This window comes from Halapricum desulfuricans, from assembly GCF_017094525.1.
GTDB classification, from domain to species: domain Archaea; phylum Halobacteriota; class Halobacteria; order Halobacteriales; family Haloarculaceae; genus Halapricum; species Halapricum desulfuricans.
On sequence record NZ_CP064788.1, the window covers coordinates 851,520 to 876,918 of the forward strand.

27 protein-coding genes are annotated in these 25,399 nt (G+C 65.9%); 15 read left to right on the forward strand and 12 right to left on the reverse strand.

Annotated features, from left to right (window positions below):
- Nucleotides 1-89 precede the first annotated feature (89 nt).
- Complete coding sequence (locus tag HSR122_RS04330; RefSeq protein WP_229111457.1) at nucleotides 90-503, reverse strand: universal stress protein; 414 nt, start codon at nucleotides 501-503, stop codon at nucleotides 90-92.
- 123 nt (nucleotides 504-626) lie between these two features.
- On the opposite strand from HSR122_RS04330, the gene HSR122_RS04335 reads away from it, so the two are divergent.
- The 3 genes from HSR122_RS04335 (at nucleotide 627) to HSR122_RS04345 (ending at nucleotide 4,942) form a co-directional block, all read left to right on the forward strand.
- The gene (locus HSR122_RS04335) at nucleotides 627-1,802 is read left to right on the forward strand and encodes an inorganic phosphate transporter (protein WP_229111458.1); all 1,176 of its coding nucleotides are present in this window, start codon (nucleotides 627-629) and stop codon (nucleotides 1,800-1,802) included.
- A 271-nt stretch (nucleotides 1,803-2,073) separates the two neighbouring features.
- On the forward strand, nucleotides 2,074-3,495 hold the full coding sequence (locus HSR122_RS04340) for a dihydrolipoyl dehydrogenase family protein (RefSeq protein WP_229111459.1): 1,422 nt from the start codon (nucleotides 2,074-2,076) through the stop codon (nucleotides 3,493-3,495).
- 70 nt (nucleotides 3,496-3,565) lie between these two features.
- Nucleotides 3,566-4,942 (forward strand): UDP-N-acetyl glucosamine 2-epimerase, encoded by a 1,377-nt coding sequence (locus tag HSR122_RS04345; protein ID WP_229111460.1) that lies wholly within the window; start codon nucleotides 3,566-3,568, stop codon nucleotides 4,940-4,942.
- Here HSR122_RS04345 and HSR122_RS04350 read toward each other — a convergent pair.
- From HSR122_RS04350 to HSR122_RS04365, 4 genes are all read right to left on the reverse strand, one after another.
- Nucleotides 4,939-6,381 (reverse strand): MATE family efflux transporter, encoded by a 1,443-nt coding sequence (locus tag HSR122_RS04350; protein ID WP_229111461.1) that lies wholly within the window; start codon nucleotides 6,379-6,381, stop codon nucleotides 4,939-4,941. The two genes, HSR122_RS04345 and HSR122_RS04350, sit on opposite strands and share 4 nt — an antisense overlap.
- A gap of 180 nt (nucleotides 6,382-6,561) precedes the next feature.
- Nucleotides 6,562-7,311 carry a metallophosphoesterase gene (locus HSR122_RS04355; RefSeq protein ID WP_229111462.1) on the reverse strand — a complete coding sequence of 250 codons (750 nt, stop codon included), beginning with the start codon at nucleotides 7,309-7,311 and terminating at the stop codon, nucleotides 6,562-6,564.
- Nucleotides 7,311-8,786 (reverse strand): RPA family protein, encoded by a 1,476-nt coding sequence (locus tag HSR122_RS04360; RefSeq protein ID WP_229111463.1) that lies wholly within the window; start codon nucleotides 8,784-8,786, stop codon nucleotides 7,311-7,313. The genes HSR122_RS04355 and HSR122_RS04360 overlap by 1 nt, the downstream gene beginning before the upstream one ends.
- Nucleotides 8,783-10,057: a Single-stranded DNA binding protein gene (locus HSR122_RS04365; protein WP_229111464.1), complete on the reverse strand. Its 1,275-nt coding sequence runs from the start codon at nucleotides 10,055-10,057 to the stop codon at nucleotides 8,783-8,785. The genes HSR122_RS04360 and HSR122_RS04365 overlap by 4 nt, the downstream gene beginning before the upstream one ends.
- 147 nt (nucleotides 10,058-10,204) lie before the next feature.
- On the opposite strand from HSR122_RS04365, the gene HSR122_RS04370 reads away from it, so the two are divergent.
- Together HSR122_RS04370 and HSR122_RS04375 are read left to right on the forward strand one after the other, a co-directional pair.
- Nucleotides 10,205-10,366, forward strand: coding sequence for a zinc ribbon domain-containing protein (locus HSR122_RS04370; protein ID WP_229111465.1), 162 nt, complete (start codon nucleotides 10,205-10,207; stop codon nucleotides 10,364-10,366).
- Nucleotides 10,367-10,422: 56 nt separating this feature from the next.
- Nucleotides 10,423-10,854 carry a universal stress protein gene (locus HSR122_RS04375; protein ID WP_229111466.1) on the forward strand — a complete coding sequence of 144 codons (432 nt, stop codon included), beginning with the start codon at nucleotides 10,423-10,425 and terminating at the stop codon, nucleotides 10,852-10,854.
- A gap of 59 nt (nucleotides 10,855-10,913) precedes the next feature.
- On the opposite strand, the gene HSR122_RS04380 is transcribed toward HSR122_RS04375, so the two are convergent.
- From HSR122_RS04380 to HSR122_RS04395, 4 genes are all read right to left on the reverse strand, one after another.
- Entirely contained in the window at nucleotides 10,914-11,990 is a 1,077-nt protein-coding gene (locus HSR122_RS04380) for a P-loop NTPase (RefSeq protein WP_229111467.1), read from the reverse strand.
- Nucleotides 11,991-12,175: 185 nt separating this feature from the next.
- Complete coding sequence (gene rbcL, locus HSR122_RS04385; protein WP_229111468.1) at nucleotides 12,176-13,423, reverse strand: type III ribulose-bisphosphate carboxylase; 1,248 nt, start codon at nucleotides 13,421-13,423, stop codon at nucleotides 12,176-12,178.
- Between the two features lie 40 nt (nucleotides 13,424-13,463).
- Nucleotides 13,464-13,952, reverse strand: a complete 489-nt coding sequence (locus tag HSR122_RS04390; protein ID WP_229111469.1) for a hypothetical protein — start codon at nucleotides 13,950-13,952, stop codon at nucleotides 13,464-13,466.
- A 222-nt stretch (nucleotides 13,953-14,174) separates the two neighbouring features.
- Nucleotides 14,175-15,161 (reverse strand): formyltetrahydrofolate deformylase, encoded by a 987-nt coding sequence (locus HSR122_RS04395; protein WP_229111470.1) that lies wholly within the window; start codon nucleotides 15,159-15,161, stop codon nucleotides 14,175-14,177.
- Between the two features lie 273 nt (nucleotides 15,162-15,434).
- Here HSR122_RS04395 and HSR122_RS04400 point away from each other — a divergent pair, with 273 nt between their 5' ends.
- Nucleotides 15,435-16,121, forward strand: coding sequence for an RAD55 family ATPase (locus HSR122_RS04400; RefSeq protein WP_229111471.1), 687 nt, complete (start codon nucleotides 15,435-15,437; stop codon nucleotides 16,119-16,121).
- Between the two features lies 1 nt (nucleotide 16,122).
- Nucleotides 16,123-16,530 carry a hypothetical protein gene (locus tag HSR122_RS04405; protein WP_229111472.1) on the forward strand — a complete coding sequence of 136 codons (408 nt, stop codon included), beginning with the start codon at nucleotides 16,123-16,125 and terminating at the stop codon, nucleotides 16,528-16,530.
- A gap of 42 nt (nucleotides 16,531-16,572) precedes the next feature.
- Here the strand turns inward: HSR122_RS04405 and HSR122_RS04410 are convergent, their stop codons facing one another.
- A complete protein-coding gene (locus HSR122_RS04410) occupies nucleotides 16,573-16,857 on the reverse strand; it encodes a DUF5789 family protein (RefSeq protein WP_229111473.1) in 285 nt (94 codons plus the stop codon).
- A gap of 149 nt (nucleotides 16,858-17,006) precedes the next feature.
- Here HSR122_RS04410 and HSR122_RS04415 point away from each other — a divergent pair, with 149 nt between their 5' ends.
- From HSR122_RS04415 to HSR122_RS04430, 4 genes are all read left to right on the forward strand, one after another.
- The gene (locus tag HSR122_RS04415; RefSeq protein WP_229111474.1) at nucleotides 17,007-17,798 is read left to right on the forward strand and encodes a PHP domain-containing protein; all 792 of its coding nucleotides are present in this window, start codon (nucleotides 17,007-17,009) and stop codon (nucleotides 17,796-17,798) included.
- A 77-nt stretch (nucleotides 17,799-17,875) separates the two neighbouring features.
- A complete protein-coding gene (locus HSR122_RS04420) occupies nucleotides 17,876-18,040 on the forward strand; it encodes a DUF6757 family protein (RefSeq protein ID WP_229111476.1) in 165 nt (54 codons plus the stop codon).
- Between the two features lie 69 nt (nucleotides 18,041-18,109).
- A complete protein-coding gene (locus tag HSR122_RS04425; protein WP_229111478.1) occupies nucleotides 18,110-18,757 on the forward strand; it encodes an HVO_0476 family zinc finger protein in 648 nt (215 codons plus the stop codon).
- Nucleotide 18,758: 1 nt separating this feature from the next.
- The gene (locus HSR122_RS04430; protein WP_229111480.1) at nucleotides 18,759-19,403 is read left to right on the forward strand and encodes a protein-L-isoaspartate(D-aspartate) O-methyltransferase; all 645 of its coding nucleotides are present in this window, start codon (nucleotides 18,759-18,761) and stop codon (nucleotides 19,401-19,403) included.
- Between the two features lie 15 nt (nucleotides 19,404-19,418).
- On the opposite strand, the gene HSR122_RS04435 is transcribed toward HSR122_RS04430, so the two are convergent.
- Nucleotides 19,419-20,222: a TrmB family transcriptional regulator gene (locus HSR122_RS04435; protein ID WP_229111482.1), complete on the reverse strand. Its 804-nt coding sequence runs from the start codon at nucleotides 20,220-20,222 to the stop codon at nucleotides 19,419-19,421.
- Between the two features lie 41 nt (nucleotides 20,223-20,263).
- Nucleotides 20,264-22,183, reverse strand: coding sequence for a glycosyltransferase family 39 protein (locus HSR122_RS04440; protein ID WP_229111484.1), 1,920 nt, complete (start codon nucleotides 22,181-22,183; stop codon nucleotides 20,264-20,266).
- Between the two features lie 113 nt (nucleotides 22,184-22,296).
- Between HSR122_RS04440 and HSR122_RS04445 the strand changes: the two genes are divergently transcribed.
- The 4 genes from HSR122_RS04445 to HSR122_RS04460 are packed head-to-tail and all read left to right on the forward strand — an operon-like array spanning nucleotide 22,297 to nucleotide 25,377.
- Nucleotides 22,297-23,085 (forward strand): glycosyltransferase family 2 protein, encoded by a 789-nt coding sequence (locus HSR122_RS04445; protein WP_229111486.1) that lies wholly within the window; start codon nucleotides 22,297-22,299, stop codon nucleotides 23,083-23,085.
- Nucleotides 23,082-23,474, forward strand: a complete 393-nt coding sequence (locus tag HSR122_RS04450; RefSeq protein ID WP_229111488.1) for a DUF2304 domain-containing protein — start codon at nucleotides 23,082-23,084, stop codon at nucleotides 23,472-23,474. The genes HSR122_RS04445 and HSR122_RS04450 overlap by 4 nt, the downstream gene beginning before the upstream one ends.
- Nucleotides 23,475-23,477: 3 nt before the next feature.
- Entirely contained in the window at nucleotides 23,478-24,302 is an 825-nt protein-coding gene (locus HSR122_RS04455; protein ID WP_229111490.1) for a polysaccharide deacetylase family protein, read from the forward strand.
- A gap of 19 nt (nucleotides 24,303-24,321) precedes the next feature.
- Nucleotides 24,322-25,377, forward strand: coding sequence for a lysylphosphatidylglycerol synthase transmembrane domain-containing protein (locus HSR122_RS04460; RefSeq protein ID WP_229111492.1), 1,056 nt, complete (start codon nucleotides 24,322-24,324; stop codon nucleotides 25,375-25,377).
- Nucleotides 25,378-25,399 lie beyond the last annotated feature (22 nt).

Consider the following 25,399-nt stretch of genomic DNA (forward strand, 5'->3'; position numbering starts at 1 on the left):
TGTCGGCGCTCGGCGATGTTCTCCGCGACGAGTACCGATCGTGGACCGCGTATCGCTGTCACCTGGCGACTGTCACTGGAGCCGGCCTGTCACCGGACGACAGTTACGGGAGCCGGCGAGTGACGGAACACTTGCTGTGCGACATCGCCGACGAACAGGCGGTCGGCCAGCGAACCGCCGTGGCTGCCGATCACGACGGCGTCGAACGACTCGGCCCGGTTGACGATCACCTTCGAGGGATTGCCCCACGCGACGTCGGTCGAAACCTCCCTGTCGCCGGCGATCTCGCGAGCCCGGTCGAAGATCTCCGACGCGTGTTCTTCGGCTGCTTCCTCGATATCGTCGGCCAGCGCGAGGCTCGTCGCCTTCCCCATCATCCCCGAGGGCTCTCCGACGACGTGAAGCACCGTGATCTCCGCGGCGGGGTACATCTCGAGCGCGTGTTCGAGCGCGTGTTCGGCCATATCCGAATCGTCCATTGCGACGAGAATGCGGGTGGGCATACTGATACTACGCCAACGACTGGGATAAGTCATCGGGACATCAACCCGGTCAACCTGCTGTGCGGTCCCTGTCGGCCGCTTTGCAACCGGAACATATAGACCGAACCCACCGAATGTGAGATCATGGTCGCGATACTCCTTGCCGTCGCGCTCGTAGCCGCGGTCTTCGTCGGATTCAACATCGGCGGCTCCTCGACGGGCGTCGCGTGGGGCCCGCCTGTCGGGGCGGGGGTCGTCGGCAAGACCGGCGCTGCGGGATTGATGACGGTATTCGTCTTCCTGGGGGGCTGGACGGTCGGTCGCAACGTCATCGACACGCTAGGAGGCGACCTCGTCCCGCGATCGGCGTTTTCCGCCGAGGCAAGCGTCGTCGTCCTCGGATTCATCGGTCTGGGGATGCTCTTTGCCAACCTCTACGGTGTCCCCGTCTCGACGTCGATGACGGCTGTAGGAGCGATCTCCGGACTCGGTCTCGCGACGGGACAGCTCGATTACGCCGTCGTCGGCTCGATCATGGTCTGGTGGGTCATCGCACCAGTCGTCGGGTTCTGGTTCGGTGCCGTCATCGGACGCTACCTCTATCCGCACCTCGACGATCGGTTCGCGCTCGAACAGTCCGACGGACCGCTGATCGTACTCGACCACTCCGGCGTCATTCCGACCCCGGAACTCGGCCCGGGAACGACACCGAAGGAAGTCCTTAGCACGAGTCTGGTGCTACTTATCGCCTGTTATATGGCGTTTAGCGCCGGTGCGAGCAACGTCGCGAACGCGGTCGCACCGCTGGTCGGGGGCGGTCTGGTCGGCCCGGACAGGGCCGTCGCGCTGGGCACGGCCGCGATCGGACTCGGCGCGTTCACGATCGCGCGCCGGACCATGGAATCGGTCGGCAACGACCTGACTGATCTCCCGCTGCTGGCGGCGATGATCGTCATGATCGTCGCAGCAAGCATTACGACTGTTGCGTCGGCATTGGGCATCCCGCTGAGTCTGGCCCTGGCGACAGTCATGTGTATCGTCGGACTCGGCTGGGGGCGGGCGACTCGTCCGACATCCGCAGGAGGCATGCTCAAAGGTGAATTTCAGACGGAGGTTTCCGTCGACGCAATCACCGCCGAAACCCCAAGCGATGTACCGAGTGCCGGCGAGGAAGACACGGAGTACGTGCAAGACGCGACCGAACTGTTCGATCGATCTGCCGTGGTGCGGTTCGTCGCGTTCTGGATCATCGGCCCGTCGGTCGCCACCGGGATGTCGTACGTGACGTTTCTCGTCCTCCCTGTTGCGGGGACGGCCTGACGCCGGAGTGTCCGCTCGTCGAAAAATCACTGATGACAGCGATATTGAAAACCCTCCGAAAGCGCGCTCGGATAGAATGCCCCGAGCATGCGATGGAGACCACGTCAACGCGACGACGTGACGACGCCCGAGACGGCCAAAATCGGGAGCGCCACGACGCGGTGTGAATCGAAACGAATGGTGGAGATCTACCCCGAAAAATCAAAACTATCGACAATGATTATTGTGCTGTTTCCAAACGATTAAGCCTCGCGGTCACTGTCGGTCAGATATGAGTACCCACGTCGCAATCATCGGTGCGTACGGTAGCGCCGGCGGTGCGGTCGCGAAACAGCTCGCCGACGACCCGGAGATCGAACTCACGCTGATCGACGACGGCGACCCCGGCGGCGGGCTGTGTATCCTCCGCGGTTGCATGCCCTCGAAAGAGGTCATCTCGGCCGCGAAACACCGATTCGCGGCCCGGCGAGACGACCGGCTCGTCGGTGACCTCCCCGACGTCGATCTCGAACGGACGGTCGAACGCAAGAACGAGCACACCTCTGGATGGGCCGGACACCGGCGCAGCGGAATCGAGTCGCTCGCCGAGCGCGAGGACGTCGAACTCCTCCGGGAGACGGCGACGTTCGTCGACGACCGCGTGATCGAGGTCGGCGACCGGACGATCGAACTCGACTACGTCGTGATCGCGACGGGATCGACGCCGAGCGTCCCGCCGATTCCAGGTATCGAAGACGTGGATGTCAACACGAGCGCCGACGTGCTCGACGCGACGGCGTTCGAGGACTCGGCGGTCGTGCTCGGGCTGGGATACATCGGGCTCGAACTCGCGCCCTATCTCAGCGAGGCCGGCGGCATGGACGTGACCGCGATCGACGTCCTTCCGGAGCTGTTGCCCGAGGCCGACGACGGGTTCGGCGAGGAACTGGCCGACTACTATCGCGAGGAGTTCGACATGGACGTGCTTCTGGACGCCCAGGCTAGTCAGATCGAGGCGACCGAGGACGGCGGCGTGCGCGTAACCGTCGACGACGGGGCCGAGGTCGTCGAGGCGGACCAGCTGTTCTCGTTTACCGGCCGCGAGCCGGCGCTCGACGGACTCGGTATCGAGAACACGTCGCTGTCGCCCGGCGAGAACTGGGTCGGTGCCACGATGCAGGCCGGAAACGACGAGCGCGTGTTCGTCGTGGGCGACGCCAACGGCCGCGAGCCGATCCTGCACATCTCGAAAGAGCAGGCCGCGACGGCCGCGACGAACATCCAGGCACACCGCGAAGGTGGCGATCTCACCGAACACGACTCCACGCATCACCACGTCATGTTCTCCGGACTCGCGCGGCTGCCGTTCGTCCGCGTCGGCCACTCCGCCGACTCCGCCGAGGAGGCCGGACTCGACTACGTCGCCGTCGACTCCCGCGCCGAGGACGACGGCGTGTTCAAGGCCAAAGACGCCTCCGAGGGCTGGGCCCGGCTGGTCGTCGCGCCGGACGGGACCGTGCTGGGCTATCAGGGGCTGCACTACCACGCCGACGCGATGGCCAAGACGATGCAACTCGCCGTCGAGATGGAACTGGATGTCCGCGAGATCCCCAACCGGGCGTATCACCCCACCACGCCGGAGATCCTCGACGCGCTGTTCCGGAAGGCCACCGAGAAACTGGCCGAGCGCGACGCGGCGACTGCGACGCAATAACGCCCGCGCAATATTCTCGACGGAAGCGCGAACCAGAACCTACTAGCGACTGGTCTACCCAGAGAGAGATATGCCAGCCGAACTGACGATCTACGAGGACCGGCTCGCCCGTCAGATGGACGCGGGCGAGTTCGTCCTCGCGGTCGTGACGGCGACGAAGCCCGACTTCTACAAGCAGGCCCCGGTCGTGACGGCCGCCCGGGAGGCGGGCGTTCCGACGTTCGTCCTCCACACCGGCCAGCACTACGACGACGTGCTCGGCCACGGCCTCGCCGAGTACGGCATCGAGGACCGCGTCGCGGTCGATCTGGCGATCCGCGGATCGCTCTCGGAGAAGACCGCACAGGTCCACCGGCGGATCGACGAACTCACCGATACCCTCGAACAGCGATGGCCCGACACGACGGTCCTGCCGATCGTCCACGGGGACACCCACGCCGCCGGGATCGTCCCGCAGGCGTGGCTGTTCGCCACCAACCAGGCCGTCGCCCACAACGAGGCCGGACTGCGCGGGATGTCGCCCGATTTTGAGGGCTACGAGGACGTTCCCGCGTTCGTCGACGCCCAATGGACCGGCGAGTGGTCGATCAACCGCGCCGAACCGTTCCCCGAACAGTACGACACCTTCGTCGGGTCGGCGGGTTCGATCTATCACTTCGCGCCGGTCGAACTCAACCGCGAGCACCTCCAGCGCGAGGGATACCCGGCCGCAGTCGAGGACGACGAGCGGATCCCCGTGGTCGGCAACAGCGTCGTCGACGCAATCGATCTGAAACGCGACGCCGACCTCGAGGAGAGCGTCTTCGACATCTATCCCGTGCTGGAGGAACGCGACGACTGGATCCGCGTCGACATCCACCGGCGGGCGAACCTCCTGCCCGACCGTTTCCGGGCCATCGTCGAGGGCGTGATCGGGCTGGTCGAAGACGGCTACAACGTCAACTTCGTCGAGTTGACCGCGACCCGGAAGGCACTGGAACACTACGGCTATCGCGACCGACTGCTCGAACTCGACCAGCAGCGCGAGAACTTCCTGTTTACCGGGCTCTGGAAGAAACACGCCCACGTCTACGAGTTTCTCACCTCCGGGCAGTGTTTCGCCGAGTTCACTGACTCGGGGAGCATGCAGGAGGAACTCAATTACATCGACGAGGCGATCAGCCTGACGGCCCGGTTCAACACCGACCGTCCGGAGACGGTCTTCGAGGCCGGGACGAACCTGCTGGTCCCGCCGGTCGACGGCGAATACGTCCGCGAGATGGTCGAGTACGTCGCCGAGACCGACGCCGTCCGCGAGGAGATCCAGACCGGACCGAACCTCTACGGCGAGAACGTCGGTGAGTCGATCGTCGAGTTCCTACAGGAGAAACGCGAGGCGACGCCCTTCGACTGGGCCCACGAGCGCGTCGGCTTCGAGACAGGCGAGCAGGACTTCGAGTATCTCTAGTCGTTCGCGGGCGCAGCGTCGGGCCGGTACTCGCGGCTGATCGCGCGCCACTTGCCGGTCGCGAAGCGGTAGTAGTTGATCACGGCCGGAATCCCGCTCTCGGCCAAAAAGGCCAGATACAGTCCCCAGACGCCGAGCGGCGTCGTCGCGCCGAGATACGCAAGCGGGATCGCGCCGGCGAACATTCCCAGCGCCTGACTGTAAAACGGCCAGCGAGTGTCGCCGGTCGCGTCGAGCGCTCCTGCGATGGTCGCCTTGACCGCCTGGGGGAGAATGGCGATGCTCGCGGCGTAGATCAGCCCGACCGCGATCGCCGTGCCGTCAGACTGGACGCCGAACAGTTGGACGAGCTGGGTCGCGAAAACCGCCGTCAGCGCTGCGCCGAGCGCGTAGACGGCCACGGCCAGTCGCGTGATCTCGATCCCGTAGGATTCGGCGGTGTCCTCGTTTTCCGCGCCGAGTTCCTGTCCGACAAGACTCGAGGCGGCCAGCCCGAAGCCCCAGCCGGGCGTGTTCATCAGCCCCCAGATGCGTCGGACGACGATGTACGCCGCGAGCACCGTCGGCCCGATCATGCCGACGATCGCCAGCATCGGGAAGCGCGCGACCGTCCAGACGCTGTTTCGCCCGGCGACCGGCAGCCCGATGGTCACCAGATCAGACAGCGTCTCCCGATCGAAATAGCGACTGACGAGAGCGACCTCGGCCGGGAACGCTCTGGTCGCGGGCAGCCGACCGACGACGAGACTTCCGGCGAAGACGGTCGTGACGACGGCGTTCGAGACGACCGTCCCGATGGCCGCCCCGACGACGCCCATGTTCAGCCCGAATATCAGCACGGCGTTGATCGCGATGTTCGCCAGGGCACCGCCGGCGCGGACGACCATCGGCGTCCAGGCGTCGTCGACGCCGATGTAGACCCGGCTGCCGATGAGGTTCAGCCCCGCGAAGGGCACGCCCAGCCCGAGGATTTTGAGGTAGTCGCTCCCGTATTCGATCGTTCTGGGATCGCCGGTCAGCAGGCTGATCAACTCCGTCGGGAACAGCCAGAACAGCGCCGTCACCGGCAGCGTCAGGACGACGACGAGCGCGGCGCTGGAGCGGATCGCCTGCCCCATCTGGTCGTAGCGCTCGGCGCCGTACCGCTGGGAGACCAGCGCGACCGTCCCGGCGGCGACTCCGCCGCCCAGCGAGAACGCCAACCCCCAGAACGGACCCGCGAGCCCGACGCCGTTGATGGCGAACTGCCCGAGGGCGGCCCCGACCATCGCCACGTCGACGGCGTTTTTCGACATCCGGGCGATTCCCGTGACGATCCGCGGCCACGCCAGGTCCGCCGTCCGGCGCGTGCGCTCACAGTCGACGAGTCCGAAGCGATTCAGCACGAGCCCGGCCGCGACGATGATCGCCCTGATCGGATTGCGCGCGAAGCGAGCCACAGCCGGGACTATCCGTCGCACGACCGACGCCAGACGACTGGACGGAGGGGACACAGGACTGTTTCAGTCTAGTGATTCCGTGGGTTAATCGGTTTTCATCTGCGATCCGTCCGACAACGACTATCACATCTGAAACCAGTACAACAACTGTCGCATGAATTGAATAAATGTCCGACACAGTCACAGCCGCCGATACGGCCCGAGTCGCGTGCCGTCAAGCAGGTACGCTTGCCCGTTGTCCAGTCCCTCGGGCAGGAACGGCGAGAGGAAGTCCCGTCCCTCGACGTTGACCCACGTCCCGCCGGAGCGATCGTTGAACGCGGGGAAGACGACCAGTTCGGCCGAGACCGCGCCCAGTCGATCGCCGTACTGGTCGCGAAACGGGGTCAGGTCGAGGCCCCCTCGAAGCCAGACGCGCTCGACGCGAGCGCCGCCGACCTCGTCTTCCAGTCGGACGACCGGGTGTTCGTGAGCGACACACACCGTGTCGGCCTCGAGCACGGCCGGCGCGGGCCAGGTGTGCCCGTGTGCGAACCCGACCGCGCCGATCCGCGTGCCGTCGCCGTCGGTTACCGTCACGTCGGGCCGGTCGCCGACGACGGACTCGATCTCGCCGTCGTGGTTGCCCTTGACGATCGTGATCGGGACGGCGACGGAATCGAGCAACGCCTCGATCTCGGTGCGTTCCTCGCCGGTCGGCTCGCCGATCGTGGTCGCCAGATCGCCGAGCACGACGAGCCGGTCGGAGTCAGTCTCCGCAAGCAGTGCCAGCAGTCGCTCGCGGCGCTGGCGATCGGCGGGGTCGAGTTCGACGCCCTCACGCCGGAGATGGACCTCCAGCCCGGCGTGGTAGTCCGCGACGACGAGCGCGCGTCGCTGGCCGGTGTCGGCGACCGCGGCGGGCGCGTCGGGGATCGGCTCGACGGCCATCAGATCGGCTTGAGCGTCTCGTCGTCGGGCTCGTAACACCGGCCGTTCATCAGCGCGTCCTGCACCGCGTCCTCGACGGCCCCGGGGTCGGCCCCCTGCTCGTCGACGACGGCGGCGATCACCTGCTCGCGGTCCGCGCCGCCGCCGTCGTCCAGCTCCGTCATCGCGTCCATGACCGCGTCTTCCAGATCCAGTTCGGCGGCTTCGTCCGCATCTGTGCTTTCCTCGACGGTCGACTCGGATCCGGCAGCCGGCTCGTCTGCGCGCGCCCCGGCCGCCGGTTCGCTCTCGGCGAGGTCTTCCGGATCGGGCTTCTCGATGTCCGCCTGCCCGGGCTCGTCGACTTCCGTCCCGCTCTGGAAGTCGGTGCCGTACTCCGAGCGGACCTCCTCGCGGGTCTCCTCGTCGAGGTCGAACTCGCCCGGCTCGAAATCACCGAGATCGTCTTCTTCGACACCGGCGTCCTCTTCTTCGGTGCCCGCGGTCGACTCGGGAGTCGCCGCCTCTGATCCTGATGTCCCGGCTTCAGATCCGCCCGTCTCAGCCTCGCCACCTGCCTCGGCCGTCCGCGATTCGGTGCCTTCAGCCGGGACGGCTGGCTCCTCGATCTCCCCGGGTGCTTCGGGCTCGTCGGGCATGTCCTCGGCCGTGCTCGCCTCGCTGGCGGCCTCTCCTGCTGTCCCGGCCCGGGAGTCCGCCGTCGCTGTGCCCGGTTCGGGTTCCTCAACCGTCTCGGGGGACGACAGTTCGAGGTCGGCGAGACGCGACAGATCGGCTTCGCCGCTCGCATCGGGCGTGACTGACTGGTCAGTGACTTCCTCGCGTTCGCCAGCGACCACTTCCAGCGCCTCCAGGGCGGTCCGGCGGAGCGCGTCGAGATAGGGGCCGCCGGTCCCGTAGTGGTCGACCGCTAGCGGGATCCCGGCCGCCAGCCCCTCGGGAACGCCCTGCTCGGCCAGCCGTTCCCGTAACTCCTCACCGTCGACGTCGCTGTCCAGTGCTCCGGCCATCGTCCCGACCCGTTCGAGCGTGCGCTCGGCGGTCCGCACCGTCCACCGATCGCGCGTCTCGGCGTCGACCTCGTTGACGCTCTCGGGCCGGACCGAGGTGTAGATCACGTCGCTATCCTCGGGCTGGAAGGTGCGGGCTTTACCGGCGACGGCGACGAACGCCGGCGGTTCGGCGCGTTCGAGGAACGTCTGGGCGTCGGGCTGGTACTGACCGGCGTAGACGACGAACGCCCCGGTCGGGTCGACGACTCGCGCGCGCAGGACGTCGTCGCTGACCGGCTGGACCTCCGTCAGGACGCCGACGACGAACAGCCGGTTGACCCGCGCGCCCGTCGGCGTGATCACGTAGTTCGGCGCGCGTTCCTCGTCGCTCTCGGCGTACGAGAAATCGCTGTCTTCGAATTCGCTGGCGAACAGCCGGTAGGCGACCTCCCGGCGGTTGACTGTCTCCTCGTCGGCGCTCATGGGTTCACCTCAGCGAGCAGCGCGGTCGCGCGATCGGCCGGATCGTCGGCCACCTCAGCGAAGGCCGTGGCGTTCAGGTTCGCTCCGTACTCGTCGATGCTCAGCGTGCCGCGAACGCGGAACGAGCGACCGACGATCGCCTCCCGGATGGTATCTGCGACGACTTCCTTGTCCATCGCGTCGCGGGCGTGTTCGCGGGCGTCCTCGACGTCGCCGCCGTAGATCTCGGCGGTGAGTTCGTCGTCGAGGATTGCCGTGACCGTACCGGTCCCGTCGTCGAGGATGGCCTTCGTCCGAAGGTCCTCGACGGGTTCGACCTGTCCGTGGGTGCGACACTGCCCGTTCTGGACGATCCGCCCGCACTCGGGACAGCGCTCGATCAACCCCGATCCGTCGCGGACGGCGATGACGTCGCCGCGGACCTCGACGTCGAACATCCCACCGGAGTCGAGCGCCTCCCGGATCGACAGTTCCGGCGCCGACTCGGCGGCCTCGACCGTCCGATCGAGCACCTCGACGGTCGAGAACTCCGAGACGTTGATCGACGGCGCGCCGCGGAACTCCCGGACGTAGGTGTTCTCGATCCGGACCGACGCACCCTCCTCGATCTCGGGGTGGGGATCCCAGTCGGTGAATGGCAGCCGCGCCGTCTCGTCGGCGAGCACGCCGCTGAGGATCTCCGTCTCGCCGTCCCGGCCGTCGATCATCTTGCGCTCGCACTCGAGGACGGTCACCTCGACGGCGGCCCCGCGGTCGCCGGCCTCGAGGTCGATCAGTGCCGCGCCGCCCCCGATCTCGTAGGGGACCGACAGCGACTGTTCGCGTTTCTCGACGCTGGTGGACTCGCCGAGGTTCAACTCGGCGTTTCCCTCCCATTCCCGGACGCCGGCGTTGCCCGCACGGATCGTGTCACCGGGCTCGAGATCGAAGTCCTCCCAGGCGGTGTAGGACAGCGTTCCCGTCTGGTCGGCGATCTCGCCCTCGTAGATCGTGTGATCCGCTCCCTGATAGCGGATCGATCGCTTGCCGACTGTGAGGACCCGTCCGGTGACGGTGACGTTCGAGTCTTCGGGCGTGACATCGGCCAGATCCTTGCTCTCGGGTTCCGAACCGGAGCTGTCGTCGCTGTCGCCGTACTTCCGGCGGAGACTCTGTTTGGCTTCCTCCAGCGGGACGCTGTAGGACACCAGGTTCTCCAGGTCGCGTTTGACCTCCGTCTTGTCTGCGCCGAGGGCGGAGGCGAGCTCCTCGGCCTCGCTGTCGAGATTCATCACCGGACGTTCGGCTGGCCACCACAAAAAAGGTCCGTCGGCCCGGGACCGACACAGTGTATCTGACCCGTTACAACAGCCGTTATATGTGTGACAACGCTGAACAAATACTATGCTCCCGGGCGTTGTATTCGTAGTCGAAGGGCCATGACACTCGGGACCGAGGTCGAACAGGCGATGCGTCGAACCGAACCGGACGATCCCGAGTTGCTGGTCTACGAGTGTGCGGACTGTGGACGGGCGTTCGCGCGCGAGCACGGAGCGTGTCCGGCTTGCGATGGGGCCGTGGTGGAAGTCCTGCTCCGATAGGCTTGTTTCCGGGACCGTCGGGTACAGTTATGACAGTTCCGACACGAGTGTAGCGTATGTACGATCGGATACTCCTGCCGACGGACGGCTCGGAGGAGATCGAGCCAGTCATCGAACACGCGGTCGAGCTGGCCGCCCACCACGACGCGACGCTGCACGCGCTGTACGTGCTCGATACGGCCTCGCTCAACAGTCTCCCGATGGAGACGTCCTGGGACACGATCTCGTCGATCCTCGAAGAGGAGGGGGCGGCCGCGCTCGACGTGATCGACGAGTACGCCGACGACGTGGTAATCGAACGGAAGATCGTCGAGGGATCGCCGAGCCGCCGGATCGTCCAGTACGCCGAAGACGAGGGGATGGTCCTCATCGTCATGGGCACCCACGGCCGCGGCGGGATCGATCGCCTGTTGCTGGGCAGCGTCGCCGAACGCGTCGTGCGAACCTCGTCAGTGCCCGTTCTGACCGTTCGTGTCGGCAGTGAGTGACATTGCATCCGTTGCAAATCCGTTCGGGATCGACCGTCCGCAGTCGGGTGGTCGAATCGTCATAGCCCGACGAGCGACCGAAACCGGTCCGCGAGCGATCGCTGTCCGGCGGCGTCGGAGTCGTACCCGTCGTCGGCCGCCTGTCCCCCCTCGCCATCCGCCGTTCGATCGGCGTCCGCTTTCTGTTCGTCGTCGGGAACTGCCAGTCCGCCGGTGCCGCTCCCGCCTCGTGTCGAGACGCGGTCAGTCGTTTCCGTTAGCGGGTCCGCTGTCGTTTCCGGTCGCGTGTGGTCCATCCGACGGCGGTCGTCGGAGGTAGACTGCGTCCCCTCCGTCGTGATTGCTGTGCCGTCGTCAGTCTCGTCTATCGCCACCTGGTGGAGTTCCGTGTCAGTCGTAGCTGCACGCTTCGTCTCAACCTCGTCCGTTGCTCCGAGTTTCCGGGCGATCTTGCGATACGCGATGGCCGCTCCGCTCCGGGGTGCGTTGCGGACGACGGGTTCCCCTCGGTCCTGGGCATGGGGCACCGCTTCGTCCTCCGGGACGTGACCGAGCAAATCGACGTCCAGAAACTCGGCGATACGCGTCGCACCCGGTGATGCGCCCGTCCCGGACTTGGAGAGTACGAGTCCAAACACGTCAGTCTCAGTCCGTCTGGCCAGCTGGATCGTGTTCTGTGCGTTCCGTACCGACGATATCCGCGGTGTCGAGACGATGATCGCCAGGTCGCTGAGCTGCATCGGGCGAATCGTCTCCTCGCTCAGACCTGCAGGTGTGTCGAGCAGTACCACATCGTACTCCCAGCGAAGCTGTTCGATTATGGCCGGGAGGCGTTCGAGGTCGGTGTCCGCGTACCTGTCCAGATCTGTTCCGCTCGGGACGGCCGTCAATCCCCCGTCGGTTTCGTATGTCGCCGCTTCAAGTTCGGCACGCCCCGCAAGTACGTCGTGTAACGTGGTCGCCGTCTCGAAATCGACGTCGAAATCGATGAAATCCACGAGGTTCGCCATGGCGAGGTCCAGCTCTACCGTGACGACTCGCTGGTCGAGGTCAGCTAGTACGGTCCCGAGGTTGATGCTCGTCGTGGTCTTCCCGACGCCACCTTTCGCACCCGCGACGGCGCAGACCTCGGTCATGGATACACATCACTCAAAAATCCAGTACTAAATATATTTGTGGGCCCGATTATCGGTTCTGAAAGCGGTTCAGAGCCTGAAACAGGCAATTTTTTCTGAAAGGGTACTGACTCATAGGGTAGCACACGGAACGAGCCGATCATGATTCGGCGAGAGAATCCCCGCCGTTCACGGCGCGGAGGATGTCACCGCGTCCCCTCTCGTCCCCACGTTTCGAGTGCCGTCGCGAGTTCGGGCGTCTCCTCGGCGGCAGCGTCGAGCGAGCGCCCCTCGACGGCGGCGTCGACGGCGGCTCTGAACGCTTTCGCGCCCGCATGACTGCCCTCTGGGTGGCCGTGGATGCCGCCGCCGACCTGCACCGCGAGGTTCGTCCCGAGCGCATCGAGCAACTCCGGTACGAGTCCGGGATGGAGCCCGCCCGACGCGACCGGCAACACGTCAGCGAGGCCGTGCAGGTCCGACCGAAGCCACTCGTTGATCCCCTTCGTGTCCTCGTTTTCGAGTTTGCCCAGCCCCGCGGTCCCGGTGTGCAGTTGATCGACGCCGACGAGTCGAGCGACCTGTGCGAGCACGCGCATCGAGACGCCGTGTTCCGGAACGCGATCGAACGCCGCGTGCATCGCCCGGTGAGCGTGGATCGCCAGCCCGAGGTCCGCCGCCCGCTCGCGGACCTGCTGGACGCTGCTCCAGCCCGCCGTCACTACGTCGACCATCACGTACTCACAGCCGTGTTCGGCCGCCAGATCGACCCGTTCGAGCATCTCCGGCCCCGGCGCGGTCACGTTCACCAGATAGCTCTTGGGCTCGCCGGTCTCCTCCTCGGCGCGGTCCCGCATCGCCAGACTCTCGGTCAGCCGTTCCTCGAAGGGGTTGAACGACTGGTCGGTGAGGTTCTCGTCGTCTTTGAGCAGGTCCACGCCGCCCGTCCAGATCTCGTAGCCGATCTGTGCGTGCTGGGCGGTCGAGAGCCCGACTTTCGGCTTCGGCACGCTGGCGGTGATCGGCCGGTCTTCGACGCCGAAAATCTCCGCCCGAACTGCCGACCCGTACTGCGGACCGGGAAAGCTGCTCGCCAGCGACTCGGGCCACTCACAGTCCAGCAGGCGGATCCGCTCGACGGCCTTCATCCCCATGATGTTGCCCGTGATACACGACAGCACCTGCGCCATGTTCCCGTGCTCGAACAGCGTGTCGGGGTAAGCGACGCTGACACGCCCGTCCTCGATCTCGAACGCGCGTGCGCTCAGGTCAGTGATCGACCCTTCCACCTGCAGTCGTGCCCACGTCCCGTTTGAACTCTCCGAGGCGACCCGGCCCGCGACGGCCTCCGGATCCAGTCCCTCGGCCGGCCGGACCGCGAACCGACAGACGAGGTCGTCATCGCGCGGTTCGTAGTCCCGATCCAGGAAGTCCTCGTAGCTGATGCCAGCCATGCCCGTAGTATGACCGCCCATGCCAAAAATTCACAGGGCCCTAGCCGAACACGCGAGCCCAGGCACGCAGTGCCAGCGGCAGGACGACGATCGCGGTGACGCCGCCGGTACCGCTGAGTGTCGTCAACAGTGACTCGTGGACGTCTCCCTGCTCGTCGTACTCGTCGATGAACCGGTGGACGACGTGGACCGAGTAGGCGACGCCCAGTCCGATCGTGATCGCCAGGATCGTCGCAGTCAGGGCGTTGAACGCGATCCCGGGGACCGGCATCGATCCCACGAGCATGACGACGGCGACGACGATCGTGTCGCCGGTCGCCTCCGCGTCGAAGTTGACGATCCCCTCGCCACTGACCGGGATGTCGTGGTACGTTTTTCGGCGTCCCCCCCCCACGCTTCCGGAGTTGGCGGCGCTCGCTATGCCAGTGGAGACAGTCACGGCACCGGCGATCGAACCCGCAACTACGAGCGTGGTCAGCGCCAGTGCGAGGAGTCGCTCACCGGGCGAACTCGTCGACCGTTCGCTCATGCATGGTCGCCCCCCGGTCCGACCGCGACAGTCCATTGAGTGCGAATGCTTCGCCACCGATCCGGGCCATCACTCGCGGCGTGAATCGTTCTCTACGTGTAGTTCTGTATTGCTCTCGCATAAGCGTTTAACAACTTGACATAAGTTTATAATTTATTACCTGCCGATGGCAGCAGCTGGCCAGTTCACGCGTTGACTTCGGAGACAAGTCCGTCTGGTCAGCTAATCGTCGGCTTCGGCCTGCGTTTCTTCCTGCTCGGCGAGGAACTCGCCGAGACCGTCGACCGGTCGATCGGGATTGAGTTCGTCGAGCTTTTCGGGTGCGCCCAACTGTGCGTCAGTTTCCTCGGGGTCGCGCAGTGTCGTCCGGCCGCGGTGGACGGAGACTTCCTGATCGAGATGCAGTTTGATCGCCTCCAGCAACGCTTCTGCCTCAAGCGGCTGACCGATCCGCTGGAGTTCTTCCTCGGTGGCGTCGTCGGGGACGTTGAACGCGCGCTGGGTGATAATCGGTCCCTGATCGAGGTCGGTCGTCACGTAGTGGGCGGTCACGCCGGCGATGCGGACGCCCTCTTCGATAGCCTGCATGTACGCCGACGCGCCGGGGAACGCGGGCAGCAGGCTCGGATGGACGTTGATGATCTGGTTCTCGTAGCGGAAGACGACGTCCGGGCTGAGAATGCGCATGTATCGGGCCAGTACGATCAGATCCGAGTCGTACTCCTCGAGCAGATCGAGCAGTTCCGCCTCGTCGGGCGTGCCCTTCTCGTCGCCGATGTCGTGGAACGGGACCTCGTACTTCTCGGCGAGGGGCTCCAGGTCGGAGTGGTTGCCGATCACCACGTCGATGTCCGCGCCGAGCTCGCCGCTGGCCCAGGCCTCGAAGATCGCCTCCAGACAGTGCGATTCCTTCGTCACGAGGACGGCGATCGACTGGGTCTCACGGTCCTTGGGGAACCGGACCTTGATGTCGACATCGAGTTCCTCGCCCAGGTTCTGAAGGTCAGCACGTAGTTTCGACTCCGTGCAGACCATCTCCGCGGTGTCGACGTGCATCGTCATCCGGAAGAGGCCCTCTCGGACGGCTTGATCGAGGTCCTCGATGTTGATACCGCGCTCGAACAGCAGCGACGTGACGTTGGCGATCAGTCCGGTGTCGTCCTCGCCGACGACAGTGATTTCGGTCATCTCGCTGGTCACGGGAGACACCTCCGATACGCATTCACAGTCATTGGTGTGTTGGAATCAGTCTGCGGGCAAAAGCGCTTCGCGTTCTCGCTGGCCGATACCGATCTGGAAACGGCAATATCGAACGTGTACGAGAGCGTCCCATGATAATCATGTCGAACGTGCACGAGAGCGTCCTATGGGAATCATGTCGAACGCGCACGAGGTTATCCCGGGGACAGCCGTGGCGGGAGAGTTATCACGATTGGAAACGATGAGGAAACATCTATGGCGCGAGGTCACGCTGTGTCAGGCATGCGCATCTCGAGTGGCGTCCAGGGGTTCGACGAACTCGTCGATGGCGGGCTGTTGCCGCGGCGACTGTACGTCGTCAGCGGCCCGCCCGGCAGCGGGAAGACGACGTTCTCCTCGCAGTTCATCACGCAGGGCGCAAAGCAGGGCGAGAACTGCCTGTACGTGACGATGCACGAGACGAAGGAGGAGCTGATGCAGGACATGTCCGGGTTCGACTTCGGGTTCGACAAGGCCATGCAGTCCGACGCCGTCCAGTTCCTCAATCTCGTGACCGAGAGCGGCAAGCGCACGATCACGCAGTTCGGCCACGAGGGCGGACTGACCAACCGACTGGTCGCCTATCTCGACTCCAACGACATCGATCGCGCGGTAATCGACTCGACGATGCTGCTCCAGCACTTCTTCTCGGACGCCAACCAGGAGATCACTGGCTTCCTCTCGGCGCTGAAACAGACCGACGCGACGATCATCCTCATCTCGGAGATGACCGACCCGAGCGCCTACTCCGACGAACACTACCTCGCTCACGGGGTCATCTTCTTCCACAACTACCTGGAGTCGGGCGGCATGACCCGCGGCGTGCAGGTCATCAAGATGCGCGGGACGCCGATCGACTGTGACATCCGCCGGATCTCGTTCAGCGACCGCGGACTGGCGGTCCACTCCGAGGAGAAACTCCAGGGATAGGATGTACGAACGGACCTACGACACCGACTGGGACGCTCTCGAGCGCGACGAGGCGATGAGCCGGGCGTTCGCGATCGGTGTCGCGGCCTCGCTGGGGCACGACTACAGCGACGAGTACGAGCGAATCGTCGCCGAGATGGACACGTCCTACGACCGCAGTATCGTCGAGCTGGCGTTCGAGGAAGGCAAGAACAAGGCCAAGAAAGCTAGACACGAGGCCGACAACGGTGATGAGGACGACGTCTGGTCGGAACTGGTCGAGGGCGAGACGGTCACCGTCGACCGCGACGAGGTCCCTACTGGCGGACAGAACCGCCTGCCTGCGGCACTGGACAAGACCGAAATCCTCGATCGATCCGATATCGACAGCCGCGACCGCGTCTCGAAACCGGACTTTCTCGACAAGTAGCGGCCCGCGTAGCGAGTCCCGTTCCGGACGCGTGACCGGCGGTCACAGCGAGAGCGGGTCGGGGCCGTCCTCGCCGGGCGCGATCGGATCGCGGTCGCTGTAGTACTTGCGGCCGATCCCTTTGCTCGAAACCGCACAGTACGTCGCAGTGCGAGCATCGCCCGCCGTCTCGAACGTCTCGCTCTCGAACCGGCCGAGGACCTCCCCCAGCGTCTCGGTCCCGTTGGGCAACGTCAACTCGGTCTCGCCGTACGCCTCGATCAACTCCTCCGTCGTCGCCGGGTAGGTGTGAGTCTCGAACTGTTCGACAGCTTTTGTGAGTTTCATACAAGCGTCGAACCGGCGCGGAGGCATAAACCTTAACTATTAATCATACAGTTCTATCGAAGGTATCCGTATGTGTTTAAGGTTCGTCGAGAGCGCAATCGTCTCTGACGGATCGGAAAGTGCTTCCGGGAGGCCGGGTAACGGGGGATATGGTCCGCGCGGATCTGCACGTGCACACGACAGTCTCGGACGGCGAACTCGACCCCGAGGCGGTGCCGGCAGCCGCGCGCCAGGCCGGGCTGGACGCCGTCGCGATTACCGACCACGATCGGCTCCAGCCCGACCTGGACGACCCGGTCGTCCGCCGTGACGGCCTGACGGTCGTCCACGGGATCGAGCTCCGGGTCGACGCCGGGAGCCAGCGGGTCGATCTGCTCGGGTACGGGCTGGAGCCGACAGCCGACCTCGAGGCGGCCTGCGAGCGCATCCAGCGCGACCGGATCGAGCGGGCCCGGACGATCGTCGAGTGCGTCGAGGACCGGCTCGGCGCCGCGCTGGGGGTCGATTTCCATCCGGGCGTCGGGCGGCCACACGTCGCCCGCGCGATCGCCGAGAGCGACGCCGATCTCGGCTATCAGGAGGCCTTCGAGACGCTCATCGGCGACGACGACCCCTGTTTCGTCGCCCGGGAGATTCCCGACTTCGAGACCGGCCGGCGACTGCTTGAAGAGGCGGCCGCGTTCGTCGGGCTGGCTCACCCACTGCGCTACCGCGACCCCGACCACGCCCTCGAGCTGACCGCCGAACTTGACGCCGTCGAGCTGGCCTATCCGTACGATCACGACGCCGATCTTGGCAGGGTTCGGCGGGCGATCGATCGCCACGGGCTGCTGGCGACCGGCGGAAGCGACGCGCACGGACGGCGACTGGGGATCACTGGTCTCGACGCCGAGGCGTTCGAGCGGGTCCGAAAACGGCTTCCACACCCGGCCGTCGAGTGATCGTCCCGTCGAACCTGTCAGACGCACGCACGACGACAAACGCAGGGTTCAATGTGGTCGCGGCCGTACGGTAGACCATGAACTGCCACTACTGTGATCGTGACGCCGACGTCACCGTCGAGAAGGACGGGATCAAGGTCGGCGTCTGCAAGGAGCACTTCCGCGAGCGGATGGAAGAACTCGCGGACTCGGAGTGGCTCCAGGGCGTCGAAGAGGAGCTGGACATCGATCGCGCCGAGTGAACTGTCCCCCATATTTCTCCCGCGCCGGCTGTCACACGGCTTTTACGTGCGTACCGAGTACCAGCAGGTATGACCGACGCTACGGATCGGATCGCAGTGCCGTGTCCGGCCTGCTCGCCCGAGTTCGAGACCGTCCACGAGGTGCTCTCGGAGGGCGGTCAGGCGACCGTCAGATGCACCGAGTGCGGACACGTCCACAAGACGAGTCTGCCCGAAGAGACCACGCTCCAGCGCGACGTCGTCGTCTCTCAGGACGGCGAGTCGTTCGCCGCGAGCACCGACGTGCCAGCCGAGGAGACGCTAGCTGTCGGCGAGGAGTTCCTGCTGGAGACCGACGAGGCGATCATGACCGTCCGGATCACCAGTCTCGAACTGGATGAGGATCGGGTCGAGCAGGCCCCGGCCGAAGCCGTCCGGACAATCTGGACCCGCGCAGTCGGCAACGTCAGCGTCGACGCGACCGTCCACCCGAAGGACGGCGACCGCGAGGGCACGCGCAGCGAGACGCTGCACGTCCCCGGCGACTACGAGTTCGTCGTCGGCGAGACTGACGAACTGGGCGACCTGGAGTTCACGATCGAGGGGATTCACCTCCGGGCAGACGCCCACGGATACACCCACGAGAAGCTCGATCACGACGGCGATATGGCCTTCGCCAAGGACGTCAAGCGTCTGCTCGTCCGCGACGAGAGTTCGACCGCCTGGTCGGCGTGGTAGGATGTTCGGTGGCGACGACGACGCAACGCGCGAGCACCTTCTCGAAGGTCTTCGCCAGCGGATCGACGATTCCGACGTCATCGAGGCGATGGGGGCCGTTCCGCGCGAGGAGTTCGTCCCCGACAGCCAGCGATCGAGCGCCTACGCCGACCGGCCGCTCCCGATCGGCGAGGGGCAGACGATCAGCGCACCACACATGGTCGCGATCATGGCCGAACTGCTGGATCTCGAACCCGGACAGACAGTGCTGGAGATCGGCACCGGCTGTGGCTATCACGCCGCCGTCACGGCCGAGCTCGTCGGGTCCGGTAGCGTCTACAGCGTCGAGTACCACGAGTCGCTGGCCCGCGAGGCCCGCGAGCGGCTGGCCGAACTGGGGTACGAGGGCGTCTCGATCCGCGCCGGCGACGGCCACGAGGGGTGGGCCGAGCACGCCCCCTACGACCGCGCGTATCTGACCTGTGCCGCCGCCGAGTTCCCCGACGCGGTCGTCGAACAGGTCCGGCCCGGGGGCGTCCTGCTCGGCCCGCTGGGCGACGGCCACCAGCGGCTGGTCCGCGCCAGCAAACGCGAGGGCGGCACGCTCGACCGCGAACATCACGGCGGCGTGCGGTTCGTCCGGATGCAGGGCGAAGGGCGAGCGTAGCGGGACCGGACGGACCTACAGTTCGAGCGAGTGAGCGTCCGCCCACCGAGCCTGAAACTCCGCGGTGACCGTCGCGGCGAACTCGGGATCCTTGAAATCGATGACGGCGAACGTTTCGTTCTCCCGGAGGGGGTGGGGCACCTCGATGCAGACCTCTGTGTCGTCGATCACTTCGAACGTGCCGACGACGTTCTCGCTGGTCCGGACCTCGAAACCGTCGTGCGGTTGCAGGAGTTCCCGATAGCGCTCGCCGACGTCGTCCGGGAGCGAACCGACCATCTCGGGTGGCATGAGCAGCGAGATGTCGACGCCACGGTCGAGTGCGTCCTTGAGGGTAGCGACGCTGCGGTCGCCGATCTCGTCGATGTCGAACTGCTGGGAGAACTGCGAGGTGACGATGACGATCCGGTCTTCGGCGGCCGTGAGCCGCTCGATCAGCAGGTCCGCCGTCTCCTCGGCTCCGATCGCCGCCGTCCAGAACGTCTCCCCGAGCGGCTCTGCGGCCTCAAGATCGTCTGCTAGCGAATCGACGATCTCCTCGTACTGGGCGGCCTGCTGTTCGAGTTCGCGTTTCTTGTCTTCGAGCAGGCGATCCAGCGCCGTCTCCGGTTCGACCGCGACGTACTTCTTCGGACGGCTCGCGGTCTGGCTCCGGACGAGACTGTGTGTTTCCAGGCTCTTGAGCACGTCGTAGATCCGCCCCATCGGGACATCGCTCCGGCGCGACAACTCTTTCGCCGTTGTCGGTCCCGTCTCGAGCAGTGATCGATACGTCCGAGTCTCGTATTCCGACAGCCCGAGATCACGAAGCGAAGCCATATCGGTCCGTCGAGAGGCAAACTCAAAAACGTATCGGGAGTTTACGGTTCGTCGCATTCGCCCGTCCGTTCGAGGACGATCGTGTACCCGTAGACGCCGACGTCCTGGGGGTCGCCGTACTGGATCGTCCGGGGGAAGATCCCGGTTCGGATCACGTTCCAGGTTCGGTCGTACGGCTGGCCGTCCTCGAGAAACGGCGGCTCTCGGCCGAACCGCGCGGCCACGTCGTAGGGGTAGGGTGCGTTCTCGGTCTCGTAGGGGCCGCCCTCGGCCAGCAGATCGCGGACGTACTCGGCGTCGCCCGGCCGCGTCCAGCGATCGGACAGTTGACTGTGATTGTCCGGTGCGAGCCAGATCATCGCGCGCTGGTAGTTGAGGACGACGTAGTCGGGACAGCGCCGTTCGACGTTCTGCATCCACTCTCCCCGGGGTAGGCCGTCCGTCCGGTAGATCGTCCAGCCGTGGGGAACTGCGGCCTCCTGAGAGTCGCCGGCGTAGGTCTCGACCGTCGTGTCGGCACCGCCGTGGGCCTGCAGCCAGCCGACGGCATCGTCGCGTGGCTGGCTGGCGTAGCCGACCGTCCCGACGCCCGCGTAGATCGCTGTCGAGACGATCAGAACGATTGCGAGCGTGCGAGCGACGCGTTCGCGGTCGGTATCGAGCCACTGCAACGCGAGCGCGACCAGCAGGATCCCCATCGGGAACATCGGCAGCAGGTGATGGGTCCGGAAGTACGCCCACGTCGAGTACACGCCGGTCATGACGGCGATCACCGACAGCGCGAGGGCGATCGCGGCGGTTTCGAGCGAGACGGTCGGCCGCCCGCGTCCGGCGTCGTTCGACTCCCTCACCAGCGCCGCGAACGCTCGCCGCCCCAGCGCGCCGACTCCGGCCGCGATCCCGGCGACCGAGGCGAGCGCCAGCGGCCAGCCGAGGCCGTTCGCGCTCCCGCGGACGTACCACCACCAGGCCGGCCGGGAGAGCCACCCGTGGGAACTCGTCTTCTCGCCCGCGACGCGATCGACGCGATCGAGGATCACTTCCGGGCCGTCCCACAGCTCGGCCAGCACACTGCCGGACGCGCCGCTCGGGATCGTGTTGAGCACGGCACTCGGAAACGAGAGATAGATCGTGAAAACCGCGAGCAGGGGACCGCCGACGAGCAACTCGGGCCGCAACAGCGCCCGCGTGGGGTCGTCGGCCCGACCGACGCGAAGCAGGTACGCGACGCCCAGCAGTATCGCCGTCACGCCGGCGGTCGGCTTGAACGCGATCGCGACCCCGCCAATGGCACTCCCCGCCAGAAAGAGCCGACGCGAACCCGTTTCGACGTACCGCACCGCGAGATAGAACACGAGCAGGACACAGAACAGCGCCGGGATGTCCTCGCCGGCCTCGTGTGCGAGGACGATCACGGCCCAGGTCAGCGCCAGCAACAGCGCGGCCAGCCGTCCGGTCGGCCGGTCGCGGACGTGCGTCCCGATCCGATACAGCAGATAGACCGACCCGACCGCGAAGGCGACGTTCGTCAGCCGGGCCGGCAGGACCGTCGCCCACCACAGCCAGGCCGGGATCGACTGCCAGTGGGCGTAGAAGTCCGTCCCGAGCGCGCCGAAGATGTCACCGAACGCGCTCGCGTCGCCGATCAGGACCGCGATCGCGATCGCCGGCAGCGCCACGAGCGCGTAGAGATACAGCGTCGGTCCGAACACGCGCCAGTATTTCGTCCCCTCCTGTAGCGTCTCGAGGCCGAACCCGTCGTTGACGACGAAGCCGGCGACCTCCATCACGTCGACGACCCGCCAGCGCTCGTCTCTGGTCGCGAAGTTCGGCAATCGATGCCAGAGCCAGAACGCCGAGAGCAGCGCCGACAGCAACAGGATGTACTTGAGATACGGGTCGGCAGCGAGATCCTCACGGACCTGTCGGCGGGCGCGGTCGAGCGGGGAGGGCAACCACATCACCGTCAGGTATCGCCTCGGTGTACAAAAAGACAGGCGATTCCCGGCAATCTGCCCTCGAAAGGTCTTTGAGAGCCCACGGGGAACGGTCAGGTATCTCGCCGGGGACAGTCATGGAAACGCAATCGACCCAGACGGGAACGGACAACGACCTTTCACAGGCCGGTTCGAACGTCTCGCCGGCCGACCGGGACGCGGAGCAGCCAGCCCGAGACGTGGAGACGGACCTGTCGGTGCTGGCGATCGTGCCCGCGTACAACGAGGCCGAGACGGTCGCTGACGTCGTCGCCGAGACTGATCGCTACGTCGACAGGATTGTCGTCGTCGACGACGCGAGCACGGATGACACCGTCGAAAGGGCACGTGAGGTCGCTGACGGCGTCGTTTCCCATCCCCAGAACATGGGCGTTGGGGGGGCGGTCCACACCGGCTATCGGGTCGGCGTACGCGAAGAGTTCGACGTGGTCATCCAGATCGACGCCGACGGACAGCACGACCCGGCCGACATCCCGCGCTTGCTCGAACGGATCGACGACGGGGCCGACATGGTGATCGGAAGCCGGTGGCTCAACGACAGCCACAAGGAGTACAGCCTCGTCCGGCGGGCCGGAATCCAGTTTTTCACCTGGGAGGTCAACACGCTGGCCGACCTCGACATCACGGACGTCACGAGCGGGTTCCGGGCGTACACGACCGAGCTGCTCGCGGACCTCTCCCGACCGGAGAACAGCCACTGGGCGCTCGAACAGACGCTGGAAGCGTCCCGGAAGGGATACCGGATCGTCGAGGTGTCGACGCCGATGCCCCCCGAGACCGACGGGTCACAGTTCGACTTCGGGACGTTCCTCAAGTACCCGCCGCGGATGATCAAGACCACGATGAAAGTGCTCCTGTTCAGATGATCGGGTTCGAACTCGCTCCTATCCACGGAATCGGCGCCGTCGCAGGGCTAGCGCTACTGTACCAGAGTTACCGGCTCGTCGCTGCACGCAAGGGAAGCGTCTTCGAGTTCCTGCTGTGGGCCGGCTTCGGGATCGGACTGCTCGCGATCTCGGTCGGCAGCGCGCTGAAGTCGGTCGATCTACTCTATGCGCTCGAGGGGACGCTCTCCGCGCTCGGGTTCGGCCCCGGTACCGACTCAATTTTCTTCGTCTCGAACCTCCTGTTGCTGTTCGTCGTCTTCTACACCTACGTCCAGCTCGTCGAGAGCCGCCGACGGCTCTCCGATCTCAACCAGGAACTCGCACTGCTGCGCTACGACCTCGAACAGCGGACCGACGACGAGGACTGATCCATGACAGCTCGTGCCGTCCTCTCGGTCGATTTTGAGAGTTTCGCTCACACGCCCGCCTACAGGAGCGCGTCGGGAACCACGTCGGATCCCGAGGACATCGGCCCCGATCAGACGGAGCGACTGCTCGAAACGTTCGAGACTCACGACGCGACCAGTACCTTCTTCGTCGTCTCGGAAGTCGCCCAGCGCCATCCCGATCGGATCGTCGCCGCGGCCGACCGAGGCCACGAGATCGCCTCCCATACGCACACACATCCGCTGTTGATCGATCGTACAGTCGCCGAGCGTCGCGAGGAGCTGACGCGATCGAGACAGATTCTGGAGTCGGTGACGGACGCATCGGTAACGGGCTTTCGTGCTCCGGCCTTCGATTTCGGCGCGGATCACTTCGAGTTGCTGGCCGATGCGGGCTACCAATACGACTCCAGCGTCGCCCCCTGCCGGTCGATTCCGGGCTGGTACGGCGGCGAGTGGTCAGTGCGAGAACCGACGCCGGCCAGCGAGTTGCGGGCGAACGCACCCGACTCGGTGACCGAACTGCCGATCGCAGTAATGCCCGGGCTCGGACTGCCGCTGACGGGGACCTGGATCCGGTTTTTCGGCGTCCACTACACCCTGCTGGGAATGAAACTGCTCGCCAGACGCGGGATCGCGCCCGTCCTGTACGTCCACCCGTGGGAGCTCGCGGACCTCCCGCCCGTCGAGGGCGTTCCACGACGGGTGTACGTCCGGACCGGCGAGTGGATGTGGCGTGCCGTCGAACGGATCCTACAGAGCGATTTCGAGTTCGTCACCGCCCGAAACGTTGTGGAGGAGACGGAATGATAGCCACGGGAGAACCGCGATGATCGACCGGCGGCGCGTGCTGTGGGCGTTACGCTACGGGATCGGGACCGTCGCGCTCGCGTGGCTGGTCGTCCGGGCCGACTGGGCCGAGGTGGTGACGACGCTCTCGGGGATGGCACCCTCGGCCGTCGCGATCGTGCTCGGCGCGTCGGTGATCGGGACGGTCGCGCAGTGCTGGACCTGGCACGTCCTGCTGAACCGGATACGTTCGACGCCGTTCCGGGCGGCTGCCGGCGTGCTGTTGACGGTTCGGTTCATCAACCACCTCACGCCGTCACAGGCCGTCGGCAAGTCCCTCGCACCGGCGGTGCTGCGGCAGTACACCGGCTACCCCTGGGGGACAGTCGTCGCGGTGGCGACGCTGCATACGGCGCTGTACGCCGTACTCTACGGGGTCGTCGCACTGGCCGGTCTCGGCGTGTTCGCCTCGTCGCTGTCGGTCGGACTGCTGGTCGTGATTGCCGCCTCCGCGGGGCTGTATCTCGTCGTCGGCCCGCTGCTGTTCGTGGCCGGGACACGGCTCGACGGAGCCGCAGCGGTGGCCGCCGCGGTTCGCGAGCGCGTCCCGATCCAGCGACTCCCATACGCCGAGGCGCTGCTGGCGAAGGCCGTCGGTGCACTGCCTGACATCGGCGAGGAGACCGCCGAGACGCTGACTCGGCTGCGCCGCGATCCGGTCGCGATCGGGGGGTATACCGTCGGCTGGACGATCGCGCTACTGGTCGTTCCCGGCGTCCGGGTGTGGGTGTTGCTGTCGGCGGCCGGCGTCACGTTCGCGCCGGTTTCGCTGTCGGTCGCCGGCGTCGAACTCGCCGTGCTCCTGTTGCCGATCGCGCTGGTGACCGCCTACGCCGTGACGCTGCTGCCGATCACGCCGGGCGGGATCGGCGTCGCCGAGGCCTCCGCGACGCTGGTGCTGGCCGCGCTGGGCGTCCCGGCGACCATCGCCGGGCCGACGATTCTCATCGACCGCTTTCTCGGCGTCTATCTCCCCGCGCTGGTCGGCTGGTACCCGACGATACAACTGGATCCGTCCTGGGAGACGGGCGAGTGACCACCGCGGGATGGACAGACAT